The organism is Mucilaginibacter ginsenosidivorax (genome assembly GCF_007971525.1).
Taxonomy (GTDB): Bacteria; Bacteroidota; Bacteroidia; order Sphingobacteriales; family Sphingobacteriaceae; genus Mucilaginibacter; species Mucilaginibacter ginsenosidivorax.
Window position 1 is genome coordinate 7,069,008 of record NZ_CP042437.1, and the last position, 15,037, is coordinate 7,084,044.

Genomic DNA, 15,037 nt, shown 5'->3' on the forward strand with positions numbered 1-15,037 from the left:
AATTTTTATACAAGTCTGGTTTATCTTTTGTACACCTTAACGTAAAGTTGTTGCCATCAGAATGCTTATTTGTTCCTGATCATTAATTATAAGATTGCCTGAATTGGAGCGGTGTGAGTTTGGTTTTGGTTTTAAAAAGCCTGCTGAATGACTGTGAATGCTCAAACCCTAATTGGTAAGCTATTTCACTAATGGTTAAAGTGGTAGTAGTGAGTAGTTCTTTAGATCGCCCGATGAGCTTTTCATGAATATGCTGCTGTACGTTAAGTCCGGTGAGCGAGCGCAGCATATCACTTAAATAGTTAGGTGTATAGTTTAACTGCTCAGCCAGGTATTGTACAGTGGGCAATCCCTGATTGGCCGGCTTATCTTCCTTAAAATAAGACTCGAGCAATTCTTCCATCCTAAGCAGCAGATCGCTGCTGGCTGCCTGCCGGGTCAGAAATTGTCTTTTATAAAAGCGCCTGGCATAACTCAATAGCAATTCGATCTGTGCGATAACTACTTCGTGGCTAAAATCGTCTATCCGGCTGTTCAATTCTTCCTGAATAATGGTAAAAACAGCCGAAACAGTAGCCCTTTCCTGCTCAGAAAGGTGCAGGGCCTCGTTTGAAGCGTAGGAAAAGAACCCATATTGTTTGATTTTAACAGCGAGCGGATAACCATGGAGGAAATCCTGATGGAAAATCAAAGAATACCCCTCGTTTCCATTGTAAATCGCTGTACTGCCCACCACCTGGTTCGGCGCTGTAAAAACCATACTTCCCTCGTCAAAATCATAATAACCCTGCCCATATCTGAATTTGCCACCTAACTTATTAATAAAGGAGATCTTGTAAAGTGTTGTAACATAGCTTACCGGCAGGCGACTCAGGTTAATTCGTTCGTCCCTGGTATCCAATAAACTGATCAGCGGGTGAGCCGGCCCCGGGATACCAAGCAAACGATGTATTTCCGTTATCGATCCGAGTTTAACAACTTTTGGTATGTCGTTTTTCATGTTGAAAGATAATAATTATGACCAGAGGCTGTTTCAGCCCCCGGTCATAATTAATTTGTAAATAAGATTACTTTGGTGCCGAATAAGCGGAACTACCAGGGCAGTGGGCCTTCGGGGCCGGTAAATCCGCCCGTTGGGCCTTTTGTATCCAGGGCTACCCGAACCGGCTCACGTGATCCCACTTCCAGGCTGTCGGTTCCCTGGAAATTATTCAGTGCGGTAGCCGTATAGCCCGGGCTGGTGGCGTTCACCTTGATGTTCTCCTTTTCAAGCTCGAGGGCAAAGGCAAGTGTAACCGCGTTAAGTGCAGTTTTAGAGGCAGCGTAAACAATACCGAAATGCTCTCTTGCCCAGCAAGCCGGGTCAGATATCCAGGTGAGTGAACCCAGGCCGCTTGATACATTGACTATACGTGCAGCCGATGACTTACGTAGCAAAGGTAAAGCAGCCTGTGTTACGGCTATAACGCCGAACACGTTGGTTTCCCATACGGTGCGCACTTCGTCCAGCGATACATTAACCGCACGCCCTGTGCTCATAAGATCTTCCGGGTTTTTAGGAGATGTTCCGCCATGTGATATACCTGCGTTATTCACCAGAAGGTCCAGGTGGGCATGTTCGTTTTCAATGCGCGCTATTGCTGCATTGATGCTTTGTTGCTGCGTAACATCCAGCTGTATAGCCTTGGCATTTTCCCCTATCGCTGCGGCTGCTTTTTCGCCATTTTCCAATTTACGCGAACCTACATATACCACATAACCGTTAGCGGCTAGCGCTTTGGCAATTTCATTACCTACACCCTGGTTAGCGCCGGTCACTAAGGCAATCGGTTTGTTCGCAGATGTTATTTGATCTTCCATAAGATTTTGATTAACTGTTATAAAGCAAAAGTCAACGTTTCATTTTATGCAGCTGTAACCGAATCAAGGAGAGTTGTAACCGAAATGAATATTTATTTACCTGGTTTAACAAACCGTAATAAGTATACAACTTGCCGCAATTTGTGTTACCTGTCGCCATCAATTTACGCTGACCTTTGTGTTATCAAATAATTAAAACATGAAAAACACAATTTTAATTACCGGTGCAAGCAGCGGTATAGGTAAAGCCACAGCTATATTGTTTCAGGAAAAAGGCTGGAATGTGATAGCTACCATGAGAAATCCCGAAGGCGAATCAGAACTTAAAGCTTTGGATAATGTAATCCTGGCCCAACTGGATGTTCTTAACCTTGATAGTATACAACGGGCGATAACTGAAGGCATTAAACAGTTTGGAAAGATTGACGTTCTGGTCAATAACGCAGGTTATGGTGCATTCGGACCATTGGAAGCATTTTCAAGGGAAAATATTATCCGCCAGTTTGATACAAATGTAATTGGGCTTATTGATGTACCCCGTTCAATATTGCCTCACTTTCGCAGTAATAAAAGCGGCGTCATCGTCAACATATCGTCTATAGGCGGCAAGATGGCTTTTCCCTTGGGGGCCTTATATCACGGTACCAAGTTTGCGGTGGAAGGAATATCGGAGGCCATGAGCTACGAACTGGAGCAATTCGGCGCGAAAATTAAGATCGTTGAACCTGGCGCCATCGCTACGGATTTTGCCGGCCGTTCGCTTGACTTTAGTAACGATGAATCGATGACTGAATATAACGATATTGTGGAGAAAGTAAACGAAGGAATGCCAGCTTTTTTTGAGAATGCTTCTCCTGCCCGCGTAGTTGCCGAAGTTATTTACGAAGCGGCAACAGATGGCACCGATAAGCTGCGATACACCGCTGGAGAAGATGCGAAAGGAATTGTTGCCCAACGCAAGGAAGCTGACGATAAAACTTTCTTGCAGGGAATCAAAGGTTTGTTTAAACTTGATTAATATAAGCCACACAGGGCTGATGCAATGCAACGGCCCTGTGTATGGCCAAAAATCTTTACCTTTAAAGCTATTAGTCAACAAACTATGAGCATATCGCTTCATTTTTCCGAGATAGCCGATGTTTATAAGTTCTTCAACTTAGATCAGCCACTTAAACATCCGCTTGTTGCCGTTATTGACTTTAGCGATGTTGATGAGCAGGTGGCAGAAAACACCAGGATATCCTGCGATTACTACTGCTTATTGTTTAAGCGGTATGATGGCAATAATGTAAAATACGGACGTAAGGTGGTTGATTTTAATAACGGCAGCCTGATGTGTATTGCACCGAACCAGGTATTGGACCTGGAAACCGATATTGACGCATACACCGAAAAGGAGGGCTGGGGTGTGTTTTTTCATCCCGACCTGATCAGAGGAACCAGTCTTCATGATAAAATGAAAGATTATAGCTTTTTCTCTTATGAAGTGTGGGAGGCGCTTCATATGTCCGAAAAAGAGAAACACATCTTTTATGATTGCGTACAGAAACTGGACAATGAATTACATGAGAACATAGATACACACAGTCAGTCTGTGATTGTATCCCATATTGAGCTGCTTTTAAATTATTGCGCACGCTTCTACGGGCGACAATTTATTACAAGGAAAAGTGCGAATAGCTCAGTTATTATGCAGGTGGAAAAAATACTACGCGATTATTTTAGCAATGCCGGGCTTAAAGAGCAAGGTTTACCAACTGTGAAAAACCTGGCAGATAAAGTCAACTTATCGCCGGGTTATCTGAGCGATCTCCTAAAAAAAGAAACGGGGAAGAATGCGCAGGACCATATCCACTACTATTTAATCGAAGAAGCCAAAAACATCCTGATCAGCACTGATAAGCCAGTTGGCGAAGTAGCTTACCTGCTGGGCTTTGAATATCCCCAATATTTTAATAAGCTTTTTAAGCAAAAAACAGGTAAAACACCTGTTGAGTTTCGCAACCTGAACTAAGCAGTTTCGCTTATAATTTTGCCAAACGATTCTTGATCAAAATGGGGCAGCCGGAAGCTGCGGGTTTATGCTTTCAGGTTTTGATCCTTGAAAAGAATAATAAAAAACAAAAGTTACTCTATTAGAGATTTAGAAGGGTTTTGTGCTGCCAAAGTTGCCTTTTGTACGCCAACCTGGGTTATATATCTGATTCTATTATTGATTCAGTGCTTTACGAAATCCGCGAAAAGGGTGATAGTCGCTCTGTGGTTTCACTTCTCTAACTTTAACAAAAATAACGTTTTCAGGCATTTTCGTAAATATACTCCATCGCCTGGTTGCAGTCTCTTCTCCGAGCTAGGAATATTGCAATGTTATAACCGTAATTATCGCAATAACAGCATAGCCAGCATTAATAAGTGACTTCAAAATGTTCCACCGATATTATACGATTGGGTTCCTTTGGGAAGAAGCGCTGTGCATTACACGCCAGAGCGGACGATAACCCTGTAGAAAGGGACAGACATAGCAGTAAAAACAAGGCTTTTTTCATTTGATCTCGATAGGTTCGCAAGTCATTTATTGCAACTTTTTTAACAGGTTATCCTTATAAACTTTACCAACCGGTAATTTTTTAGTTCCGATAGAGACTTCATTGCCTTCTATGAATTTAACAGAATGAAGTGAAATGATGTAAGATTTATGAATACGGACAAACCTGTTGCCAGGAAGCTGTTCTTGAAATTGGGTAAGCGTTTGTTTCGACATGATCCTGTCCTGCTCGCGATAAATGAAGATATAATTGCCATAGGCCTCCACGTAAGTGATCTCGTAAAAAAAAACTTTGGTTAATTTTTTATCTGATTTTACCATCAGGAAATCCTCTTTTTCTCCTGTTGATGCCGACGATGAAAATGAGGGATTCACGGTGGTCAATGCCTTCTCAGTTGCCTGAACGAACCGCGGAAAGGAAAACGGCTTCAACAGATAATCCGTTACCGAAAGTTCGAACCCCTCCAGCGCGTACTCCGGGTAAGCGGAAGTGATGATGATCGCCGGGTATTTTTTCAGTGTCCGCAGCATGTCCAGCCCGCTTAAACGCGGCATGTTAATATCCAGGATGATCAGATTGACAGGTTGCCGGTTGATCACCTGCATGGCCTCAAACGCATCCCTGCATTCGCCAGCCAGGTTTAAATAAGGCACCTGCGAAATATAAGCCCTCAAAATATCACGGGCGATCGGTTCATCATCAACAATAAGGCAATTTAAGATCATGTCAGTTCAACTATAAGGTTAGTTTCAAAGATATCCTGATTTTTATTGATTTTTAGCTGGTATTGCCCCGGATAGATCAGGTTGAGTCGCTGCCGGGCGTTTTCCAAACCAAGGCCGCCTTTTCGTTTGGCTGAAAGAATAGGTGCAAATCCGGGATCTACAGAATTTTGAACTTTTAAATGCAATTCGTCCCCGTTTACAGCAAGCCGGATATGCACAAAGGACTTTTCGCCCTTAGCGGCTGAAAAATGCTTGAACGCGTTTTCAATAAATACGATCATCAGCAAAGGGGCTATATATCTTTCTGCCGTATCACCCTCAAAAGTCAACTCAATATCCGAGTTGCCACTTAGCCTAATCCGCTCCAGCTCCACATAATTATTTAGATATTCGATCTCTTTTTGTAAAGCCACGTAATGCTGGTTGGTGTCATATAGTGAATATCTTAGCAGGTCGGATAGCTTTAGCATCAAATCAGGCAATTTTTTCGATTCAGCGACGGATAGGCCATACAGGTTATTCAGGGTATTGAACAGGAAATGAGGGTTCAGTTGAGCTTTCAGGTGCCGCAATTCGTTTTCCTTTTGTTCTTTATCACGGATCAAACGATCCATCCCAACTTTAGCCAGTGAGGCCATCACGGTAAAGGCCACCATCGTGAAAGCAAAATGCTGCTCCTGCCAATTAGTAACCACGTCCGTAATATGGAACAGCTTTGCAAAAAGCAAGCCTATAAGGTTCAAAAAATAAGGCAGTAACTCGATAAGTACTACCAGCTGCACTGCATAAATAACGAACCCCACAAGCCATTTGCGGTGTTTTAGAAATGGCAGCACCAACAGGTTTTGTGAATAACAGGGAATGATGAGCTCGAGCGTTTCCTGGAAAACAAGGCAGATCAATGTTATCCCGCTCATGCGTTGCGGATACTCCTTCAGCAGGATGTATAATAAGAAAACTATCACCCAGAACAATAGTTGTGTGTAAATCTTATAAGGCCAGGTAAATAAACGTGTCCAGTCGAAAGTCTTCATTTTTCAAATAAACGACAGCAAAACCGCTCATCCAAATTTTGATGATGAACTGATCGATTCCGGGGATAAACGTTACAAATGACGAATATCATCAGTTTATTTACGTTCGACATCAATCCCTATAGACTTATCACTCTTATTTTTTAGAGGTTGAAGCCAGGATACTTTTGTTCCATAATTTAAAAATTATGAAAACATTCGTCACCTCCTTAGTCGCCTTATTCCTGATGATCGTTTCGACTTTTGCCCAAACCGATACTGTTCACACTAACTTATTTAAAGATATCCCTGCCTGGATGACCGAATACCGTGTCCCCTGCGTTGGTGTTGGCATTATCGAAAATGGTCAGATCAAATGGGTCAAAAACTTTGGCGACTTACAAGCCGGGCACTCTGCACCAGAAAATTCGTTATTCAATATCGCTTCGCAAACCAAACCGGTAACCGCTATGCTTACTTTGAAGCTGGTACAAATGGGTAAATGGAACTTAGATGAGCCGCTGGTGCATTACTGGACAGATCCGGATATTGCAGGCGATCCTTGTCTGATAAAACTGACTACCCGTTTTGTGTTGAGCCACCAGACCGGTTTCCCTAACTGGCGGTCAGATAACGGGGGGACCAAACTCAAATTCAAATTTGAACCAGGCACTGCCTCAGGCTATTCGGGCGAAGGTTTTGAGTATTTGCGCCGGGCGCTGGAAGCAAAGTTTCATCAATCCCTTGCTGTATTGATGGCTACTTACCTGTTCAAACCGCTGGGTATGAACGACACACAATATTGGAGCGAAAACCTGGATACTACACGCTTTGCTATGTGGCACGACGGGCAAGGCAAACGCTACGCTACATCGATCCAAACTTCGGTAAACGCAGCTGATGACCTGATCACCAGTATTGCCGACTATTGCACCCTGGGTATCTACGCCATGAAACTGGCTAATGACGGCGGCCCGGTTTATGCCGAAATGATCAGACCGCAAAGAAGAACCAAACGCGGCAACGCCTCCGGACTGGGTTGGGGCCTCGTGGACGGCCTACCCAATGGTGAATACGCCCTGCAGCACGGGGGCTCGGACATTGGGGTTAGGACTATGGCGATTTTTCTGCCGGGATCAAAAAGCGGCGTGGTCGTGATGACCAATGGTGATAACGGCGAATTCATCTGCGACCGCATCATCAAACGCGCCCTGCCTGAAGGAGCGCTGATCCTGGAAACCATGAACAAATCTGCGACCAGCCACGAAAGGGTAGCTATCGCCGATCAGTTGATCCAAAGCTATATCGGCACATACGCACAAAGTAATGGCAAACTGGTAAAGGTTGAGAAGGATGGCAACGCCTTAAAAATTTCCGGGGATGGTGTGCCCACTGTAACTGTATTCCCCGAATCAGCGAACAAATTCTTTATGGAGGGTTACGATGTGCAGCTACAGTTTCCCGACACCAACTCCTTGGTCGTAATCGAAAGTGGCAAACAAGTACTAAAGGTTAACCGCAAATAATATGAAAAAGTATCTGATCATTCTGATTTTGGCCATTAATATTTTGGAAAGCAAATCGCAAAGTGTGGGTACATTAAAAAAAGACATGTATGGTATTGCCTCCGATGCCACAGAAGGACGTTTTACTGCCTTTCCCGGATATCTGAAAGCTGCAAAATATGTGGCGAGCCAATTAAAGGCATCAGGCATAAAACCCGGCTGGAAGGAAAGAAACAAATTAACCTATTTGCAACCTGTCCCTTTCAGCTGGGATAATTATTCTGGCACCACACTGATCATTAATGGTAAACCCTACCTGCATTCCCCAAAAAACTATATTGTTATTCAGCGCGGTATTACAGGGCCCGGAAAATGGGTCGTAACAACATCCGGCGATTCGGTAAATGATAAATCAGCCGGTGTTCTCCTTCTCCCCAACAAAGAACAGGCAAATAACTGGGAAACAACCGTCATCCGGCAATACCGCTTCGGGTATATGCATTACCGGCCCGATGGCATAAAAGCCGCAAACAGCCTACCTTCTATCATGGTCAGCCCATTGCTGGCAAAAATGCTGGCAACCGGGGACAGCATAACCGTAAAACTTAAATACAGGTCTGAAGATAAAACCGGGTATAATGTAATAGGCAAAGCGTTAGGTACTAACCTCAAAATGGCCCATCGGGCCATACTTGTCGGTGCCCATCTCGATCATATTGGCCGCATCGGTAACCACATTTATAATGGCGCTAATGACGATGCCAGCGGTTGCGTGACCGAACTTAGTGCTGCAAAAATGCTGGCTGCCCACCCCGCAAAACGCACAGTAATATTCGCTTTCTTTTGTGGCGAGGAGCTTAATCTAAAGGGTTCCCATTGGTTCGCCGACCACTTGCCCGTTCCTCAAAAGGATATCGTGATGACGATCAATCTTGAACAATTGGGCAGTAAGCACCGCTCATTCAAAGGGGTGTGGGCATTGGGTGACCCTCAATTCAAAACGGCCTTTATGAACGCAGGAAAAAACTTTACCACATTAAATCTACAGTTCTCAGCAACGGACTCAGTAAAAGAAGTATTGAGGAATACAGACACTTATAGTTTTATAAATAAACAGATTCCATCATTATTACTGGGTTCCGGTGGCTTTGATGAGCATCACACCCCGCAGGATAAGATCAGCCTGATCGATTTTCCGCATCTGAGAAGAGCAACACATCTACTCTATACTTTTCTCCAGTCAGATTTATAAATAAAAAAACTAACTATTCATCTAAATTAACCATGAAAGCCCTAACCATCATTTTCGCACTTACCCTATTATCAATTGATAAGTTATCCGCTCAAACCATCATTACGGCCAAAGATGCCGTAAATCATACCAGTGAAAAAGTCACCATCTGTGACCGCGTTTTTCGCGAGCGTAACAAGGCCTTTTACGTCGGCTTGTACCTCGGTGATTCGACTCATTACGCCTATGTCAGGATCAGGTTTAAATATAAGTTCCAAAAGGCCATCGGACCGGATTATTTTAATTTTGAAGGTAAAAAAATCTGTGTAACCGGCGTTCTAAAAAACGGCTCCTATATAAAAGTCGATGATCCGGCGCAAATAAAATTTGATCGGGCTGATAAATTTGAAAATTCGGGCAGTTAAATCATTGCAAAGCTGCCATTTTTAAGAGTTAACCATACATTTATTCACAGTGGCTTAACCATCGCGTTGTATATTTTATTTTTTTGAGCGCACTTTTTTACGTGTGTTTTAAGTTTTGTACACGCTGATTGTTGGTGAGGCGTTACCTTTTTCCAAAATCTATGGTCATAAAAAACGTAAAAACCAGATAGGAGGTATCTTTCCCTATTTTTTCTGTTAATGTGCAATGGCTTGCCGGTTGCCGTTAACAGATACGTATAAAGCAATACCGACAATAAAGTATCCATAACAAGCGGGAAGTAACGAAAGGCCGGTAATTGCCAAACGCTGGTTGTATGCAGGAATATTTTTGCACTCAGCAGGGCCCGGATTACTAATTACTAAGACGGCGCTGAAAAGGCGGGAGTCGCTTTTGCAGTTCCGTATCGCAAAATTATACTTGTAACCGATATGGCCTGGAAAATGCCCATTAGGAACAATAACATCGAAACTATGGAAAATAATCCCGGTCATGATTCGTGCTAATGTAAGGAGCTTTGGGCACTTTTCGTAGTTGTTTAATGCACGAATAGTTACAGTATTTGTCATTATTCATTCCTGATCATACACTTAGCCGATAACCTTAACATCTGTTCGCCTGTGCACGGCCACCGTCCGCTTTCGTACGGTTTTTAATATTTGATTTTTTTATAAATATTTGATTATTAATATATTATATAATTGGTACGCGTTTTAATACCTAAGTTGTATAAACGTTAAACATTTGCCTTATGTTGAAAAATTATATAAAAATAGCCTGGCGTAACCTAATCAAACATAAGGTTTTCTCTATTATCAATGTAAGCGGCCTGGCCATTGGGGTGGCAGCGTTTTGGCTTATCAGTTTATACGTTGCCGATGAATGGAGTTACGACCGATATAATGAAAAATCGGATAGGATTTTCCAGGTAGCCCAACATGGCAAATGGAACGGAGGCAGTTTTAACCTGGCAGTAACATCGCCACCCTATTCACAGGCGTTAAAGGCAGACTATCCCGAAGTTGAAGAGGCCGTACGCGTTGATTTGGAGGGCGGGGGCAAAATTGTTTACAACGAAAAGCAGGTTGAAGCAGGTGATATTTCTTTTACCGATAAAAGCATCTTTAATGTATTTACTTATCATTTTTTGGCCGGCGATCCCAGCACGGCACTTGTAAAGCCACAATCCATTGTTTTAACCAAAACACTGGCCGAAAAGATCTTTGGCCCCGATATTTCATCTGCTATTGATAAAGTAATAACTTTTGAAGGCGAGGTTCAAAATACGGTTACCGGGGTAATTGATGATGTGCCTCAAAACTCTACATTTAAGTTTAGCGCACTCCGTTCATTCAATGCCGATTATAATGGCAACTGGGGCAACGCAGGCATTTACACCTTTGTACTGCTAAAAGACCATGATGACTATAAAAAAATAGAAGCACGCTCCAGCGACTTTTATAACAAATACCTGAAACAAAACCTGGCAGGGGTAACCTATAAACTGGAACTATTGCCACTTACAGCTATTCACCTGCACTCCAGCCTTGACTACCAGATGGGCAATAATGGCAACGTAGCCTACCTGTATGTTTTTGGCATCGTTGGCCTGCTCATCCTGTCAATCGCAGTTATCAATTACGTTAACCTTACCACGGCTCGCTCATCTGTCAGGATCAAAGAAATTGGTACCCGGAAAGTAATAGGCTCGGGCCGCTTGCAATTGCTGTACATGTTTTTTACCGAATCAATCCTGTTGGCCGTGCTGGCCACCATTGCAGGTATGGTGCTCATACAGGCTGCCTTACCCTACGTAAATATGCTATCCGGTAAATCGTTACAGCTTTGGTATTTCGGGGTAACCAAATCGTTGGTGGTTTTTGCATTATTCGCTGTAGTTACCGGCGTGGTAAGTGGCATATACCCGGCTTTGTTCCTTTCGGGCTTCAAAACTATCAGCGCTATGAAGGGGCAGTTGGGTAACCAATCGTCAACCATTCTTTTCCGCAAGGGCCTGGTGGTATTCCAGTTTGTGATTACCATATTGATGATCATTGGGTCATGCGTAATTTACCAGCAACTCAATTTTGTGCTGACTAAAGACCTTGGCTTCAACAAATCGCAAATGCTTACGTTCCACATCCGTAACCGTGACGTGAGGGCGAAAACTGACGAAATTAAAACGCAATTATTGCAAAGCCCTTTGATCCAAAGCGTGGCGGTTGCAGGCAATCCAATCGGCAACAACGATATCGGATCTACCTATTTTAGCATCGGGGCCGACGGTAAAAAAGGTCCGGATAGCAAACTGGTAGAATCGTTGATCATTGATGAAGACTTTTTGCCTGCTATGCAGATAAAAATGGCTGCCGGGCGTAATTTCATGAAAGGTCCTGCCGATACCGCCAACCATTCCATATTGGTTAACGAAACACTGGTGAAAGAAATGGGCTGGAAAAATCCCGTTGGCGCTCGCGTTCGCAGCGGTATAGACCATGGGGTGGTTACCTACGCAACCGTAATTGGCGTAGTAAAGGATTTTAATACCTACTCGTTGCAGCATAAAATTTCGCCTATGGTATTAAGTCTTCCATCCGAAACAAAAGATAAAGATAATTTATACGTGCGGCTGGGCCAGGGCAATGTACAGGCAGCCATCAACTACCTGCAAAAAGTATATGCCCGTTTTGACCCCGAAAATAAAGCAGACTATAATTTTCTTGACCAAAACTTTGCAGCACAATACCAAACCGAGCAAAAGCAAGGTAAGCTACTGTTTGTATTCACCATACTGGCCATTGGTATTGCATGCTTAGGTCTGTTCGGCCTGATCACTTTTACCGCCGAACAAAGGGTTAAGGAAATAGGTATCCGCAAAGTATTAGGCGCCAGTATAGCAAGCATCGTAAAACTGCTATCGCAGGATTTAATGAAGCTTGTATTATTAGCGGCGCTGATAGCATCTCCATTAGCCTGGTATAGCATGAGCAAATGGCTGCAAAGCTTTGCATACCGTGTCGAGATCCAATGGTGGATATTCCTGCTGGCAGGTGTTATAGCCACTGTAATCGCTTTTTTAACCGTAAGTGCACGATCGATAAGGGCAGCCACAGTTAATCCGGCTAAGAGCCTTAAAAGCGAGTAGTTCATTGGTTCATTAGTTCATTGGTGTTTGGCGGATCAATTTGGCGGCGTTGCCCCAATTACTAATAAACATAGCACCGATAAACTAATGAACATCAGGCCAGCGAACTAATAAACATAGCACCAATGAACTAATGAACTAAATCAAATGATAAAAAATTACTTTAAAACCGCTTACCGCAGCCTTTGGAAAAACAAAGGCTTTACGGCTATAAATGTGCTGGGGCTGTCTGTTGGATTGGCTGCATGTTTGCTTATTGTATTATATGTAGCAGATGAATTGAGTTACGACAGGTATAACACCAATGCCGATAGGATTTACCGCATTACAGTAAATGCAAAGCTAAACGGTAGGGAAGGGTCATACGCATCGTCAGAGGCCCCTTTAGCAGCCGCGATAAAAGATTTGCCCAGCATCGAAAAAATAACCCGTTTGATCCCTAACACAGCGCTGTTTTTTTCACCACAAAAGTTTTCGATTCGTAAGGGGAACGAAAATCTTCAGGAAAAACGTGTTGTGTTTGCCGAGTCGAGCCTGTTTGATGTATTTACTTTACCTATAATTGATGGCAGCGCAACCAATGTTTTAACAGAACCACATACAGCGGTTATCACCGAAAGTACGGCCAAAAAATATTTTAATAAAACCAACGTAGTAGGGCAAACATTCACTATGAATGATACCAGTACCTACAAAATTACTGCTGTAATTAAAGATGTGCCTGCAGCTTCGCATTTTCATTATGATTTCTTTTTGTCATTTTCTTCAATTCCCGAAAGCAAGGTAAGCTCCTGGGGCTACAGCGGTATGCGTAATTACCTGTTGGTAAAACCAGGCACCAACATTAAAAACCTGGAAACTCAGATCCGGAACATCGAAATCAAAAACTCGATGGCACCGCCGTCAACCTGGACAACAAACGGAAACTATTTGAATACAGAGTTGAAACCCTTGCTTAATATTCACCTGAGATCTGACAGCCAGTACGAACTGGAAAAAAATGGCAGCATTCAGTACGTATACATATTTTCCGTCGTGGCCCTGTTTATACTGCTTATAGCTTGTGTTAATTTCATGAATCTTTCAACCGCCCGTTCATCAAACCGGGCCAAAGAGGTTGGGGTACGCAAGGTATTAGGTTCGGCACGTAAATACCTTATCGCCCAGTTTTTAACCGAGTCTGTTATGGTTACGCTGGTATCAACTATAACAGCTGTTATTTTAGCCATTGTGCTGATGCCTGTTTTTAACAAGATGGCGGGTAAGCAACTGGCAATAACGTCACAAACGTTAACATGGCTTTTGCCGGCCTTGCTGGTGATTGTTTTGGTAATTGGTTCTTTGGCGGGCTCTTATCCGGCATTGTTCCTATCCGCTTTTCGCCCAATTGAAGTATTGAAGGGTAAAATTGCCAACGGCTTTAAGGGAGGGCTGCTTCGTAGTTTTCTGGTAGTATTTCAGTTTTCAATTTCGATATTCCTGATCATAGGTACTATAGTTATCTATAATCAGCTTAATTACATCCACAATAAAAATCTTGGTTTTGATAGGAGCGAGGTGCTGGTGATAAAAAATACCGGTGTACTGGGCAAACAGGCAGCCATATTAAAACAACAACTGAAACAACTGCCCGGTGTGGTAAACGCAACCATGACGGCATTTTTGCCGGTTGGTGACGACAGGAATGTTACAGGCCTGTTTCCCGACCGCGTAATAGATATTAAAAAAGACATGCTTTCGGAGTTTTGGCCTGTTGATGAAGATTACATCAGCACCATGGGCATCAAAATGATTGATGGCCGCAACTTTAACAAGCAAATGGCCACAGATACGGCCGCTATTATAGTTAACGAGGCATTTGTGAAGATGTACGGACAAAAACAACCACTTGATAAAACCGTCTACCGCGATACTTATGGGGTACAACCTTATCATATTGTTGGCGTAATGAAGGATTTTAACTTCAATTCGCTGCATGATAAAATTAATCCGGTGGTGTTGTATTATAGTGAAGACAGGGGCGCTATTAGCTTGAGGGTTAAAACGGCAAACATCATGGGGCTCATGAGCCAGATAGAAAGCAAATGGAAAGAACTTTCGCCAAATCAACGTTTCTCCTACTCTTTTATGGATGAAGATTTTGATGCCACCTACAGTTCAGAAAGGCGCATAGGCCAGATCTTTATCTCATTTAGCACGCTGGCCATCCTGATAGCCTGCCTTGGCTTGTTTGGCCTTGCGGCTTACGCCGCCGAGCAGCGCAATAAGGAAATAGGCATCCGTAAAGTTTTGGGCGCCAGTGTAACCTCTATCGTTAGCATGTTGTCAAAAGATTTTATAAAGCTGGTATTGGTGGCCATAGTAATAGCATCGCCATTGGCCTGGCTGGCCATGAATAAATGGCTGCAGGACTTTGCTTACCGCGCTAACTTCCAATGGTGGATATTGGCGATGGCAGGCGGAGTAGCCATTTTGATAGCTTTTGTAACCATCAGTTTCCAATCCATCAAAGCCGCGTTAAGCAACCCGGTTAAAAGTTTAAGATCGGAATGATTTGGTTCATTGGTT

General features: G+C 43.2%; 12 protein-coding genes. 7 read left to right on the plus strand and 5 right to left on the minus strand.

Translation table 11 applies throughout. From position 1 onward, the window contains the following. Positions 1-82: 82 nt before the first annotated feature. Together FSB76_RS29120 and FSB76_RS29125 are read right to left on the minus strand one after the other, a co-directional pair. Positions 83-1,000 (minus strand): helix-turn-helix domain-containing protein, encoded by a 918-nt coding sequence (locus tag FSB76_RS29120; RefSeq protein ID WP_147059780.1) that lies wholly within the window; start codon positions 998-1,000, stop codon positions 83-85. A 92-nt stretch (positions 1,001-1,092) separates the two neighbouring features. After that, entirely contained in the window at positions 1,093-1,860 is a 768-nt protein-coding gene (locus FSB76_RS29125; RefSeq protein WP_147059783.1) for an SDR family NAD(P)-dependent oxidoreductase, read from the minus strand. Between the two features lie 199 nt (positions 1,861-2,059). Between FSB76_RS29125 and FSB76_RS29130 the strand changes: the two genes are divergently transcribed. Continuing rightward, entirely contained in the window at positions 2,060-2,878 is an 819-nt protein-coding gene (locus FSB76_RS29130) for an SDR family oxidoreductase (RefSeq protein WP_147059785.1), read from the plus strand. A gap of 84 nt (positions 2,879-2,962) precedes the next feature. Next, positions 2,963-3,874: a helix-turn-helix domain-containing protein gene (locus tag FSB76_RS29135; protein ID WP_147059787.1), complete on the plus strand. Its 912-nt coding sequence runs from the start codon at positions 2,963-2,965 to the stop codon at positions 3,872-3,874. A 558-nt stretch (positions 3,875-4,432) separates the two neighbouring features. On the opposite strand, the gene FSB76_RS29140 is transcribed toward FSB76_RS29135, so the two are convergent. Then, positions 4,433-5,131: a LytR/AlgR family response regulator transcription factor gene (locus FSB76_RS29140; protein ID WP_147059789.1), complete on the minus strand. Its 699-nt coding sequence runs from the start codon at positions 5,129-5,131 to the stop codon at positions 4,433-4,435. After that, positions 5,128-6,165, minus strand: a complete 1,038-nt coding sequence (locus FSB76_RS29145) for a sensor histidine kinase (RefSeq protein ID WP_147059791.1) — start codon at positions 6,163-6,165, stop codon at positions 5,128-5,130. Before FSB76_RS29145 ends, FSB76_RS29140 begins: the two co-directional genes overlap by 4 nt. 188 nt (positions 6,166-6,353) lie before the next feature. Here FSB76_RS29145 and FSB76_RS29150 point away from each other — a divergent pair, with 188 nt between their 5' ends. The 3 genes from FSB76_RS29150 to FSB76_RS29160 are packed head-to-tail and all read left to right on the plus strand — an operon-like array spanning position 6,354 to position 9,305. After that, positions 6,354-7,670: a serine hydrolase domain-containing protein gene (locus tag FSB76_RS29150; protein WP_147059793.1), complete on the plus strand. Its 1,317-nt coding sequence runs from the start codon at positions 6,354-6,356 to the stop codon at positions 7,668-7,670. A 1-nt stretch (position 7,671) separates the two neighbouring features. Beyond that, positions 7,672-8,901 carry a M28 family metallopeptidase gene (locus tag FSB76_RS29155; protein ID WP_147059795.1) on the plus strand — a complete coding sequence of 410 codons (1,230 nt, stop codon included), beginning with the start codon at positions 7,672-7,674 and terminating at the stop codon, positions 8,899-8,901. Positions 8,902-8,933: 32 nt separating this feature from the next. Then, complete coding sequence (locus FSB76_RS29160) at positions 8,934-9,305, plus strand: hypothetical protein (protein ID WP_147059797.1); 372 nt, start codon at positions 8,934-8,936, stop codon at positions 9,303-9,305. A 216-nt stretch (positions 9,306-9,521) separates the two neighbouring features. Here the strand turns inward: FSB76_RS29160 and FSB76_RS29165 are convergent, their stop codons facing one another. After that, positions 9,522-9,818, minus strand: coding sequence for a hypothetical protein (locus tag FSB76_RS29165; RefSeq protein ID WP_147059799.1), 297 nt, complete (start codon positions 9,816-9,818; stop codon positions 9,522-9,524). A gap of 257 nt (positions 9,819-10,075) precedes the next feature. On the opposite strand from FSB76_RS29165, the gene FSB76_RS29170 reads away from it, so the two are divergent. Next, positions 10,076-12,469, plus strand: a complete 2,394-nt coding sequence (locus FSB76_RS29170; protein ID WP_147059801.1) for an ABC transporter permease — start codon at positions 10,076-10,078, stop codon at positions 12,467-12,469. Positions 12,470-12,616: 147 nt separating this feature from the next. Further along, positions 12,617-15,022 (plus strand): ABC transporter permease, encoded by a 2,406-nt coding sequence (locus tag FSB76_RS29175; RefSeq protein ID WP_147059803.1) that lies wholly within the window; start codon positions 12,617-12,619, stop codon positions 15,020-15,022. The last annotated feature ends 15 nt before the right edge of the window (positions 15,023-15,037 follow it).

Coding starts and splice junctions, on each gene's coding strand:
- FSB76_RS29125 (WP_147059783.1), bottom strand. CDS start 1,860: ATGGAAGATCAAATAACATCTGCGAACAAACCGATTGCCTTAGTGACC.
- FSB76_RS29135 (WP_147059787.1), top strand. CDS start 2,963: ATGAGCATATCGCTTCATTTTTCCGAGATAGCCGATGTTTATAAGTTC.
- FSB76_RS29120 (WP_147059780.1), bottom strand. CDS start 1,000: ATGAAAAACGACATACCAAAAGTTGTTAAACTCGGATCGATAACGGAA.
- FSB76_RS29140 (WP_147059789.1), bottom strand. CDS start 5,131: ATGATCTTAAATTGCCTTATTGTTGATGATGAACCGATCGCCCGTGAT.
- FSB76_RS29170 (WP_147059801.1), top strand. CDS start 10,076: ATGTTGAAAAATTATATAAAAATAGCCTGGCGTAACCTAATCAAACAT.
- FSB76_RS29160 (WP_147059797.1), top strand. CDS start 8,934: ATGAAAGCCCTAACCATCATTTTCGCACTTACCCTATTATCAATTGAT.
- FSB76_RS29150 (WP_147059793.1), top strand. CDS start 6,354: ATGAAAACATTCGTCACCTCCTTAGTCGCCTTATTCCTGATGATCGTT.
- FSB76_RS29155 (WP_147059795.1), top strand. CDS start 7,672: ATGAAAAAGTATCTGATCATTCTGATTTTGGCCATTAATATTTTGGAA.
- FSB76_RS29165 (WP_147059799.1), bottom strand. CDS start 9,818: ATGACCGGGATTATTTTCCATAGTTTCGATGTTATTGTTCCTAATGGG.
- FSB76_RS29130 (WP_147059785.1), top strand. CDS start 2,060: ATGAAAAACACAATTTTAATTACCGGTGCAAGCAGCGGTATAGGTAAA.
- FSB76_RS29145 (WP_147059791.1), bottom strand. CDS start 6,165: ATGAAGACTTTCGACTGGACACGTTTATTTACCTGGCCTTATAAGATT.
- FSB76_RS29175 (WP_147059803.1), top strand. CDS start 12,617: ATGATAAAAAATTACTTTAAAACCGCTTACCGCAGCCTTTGGAAAAAC.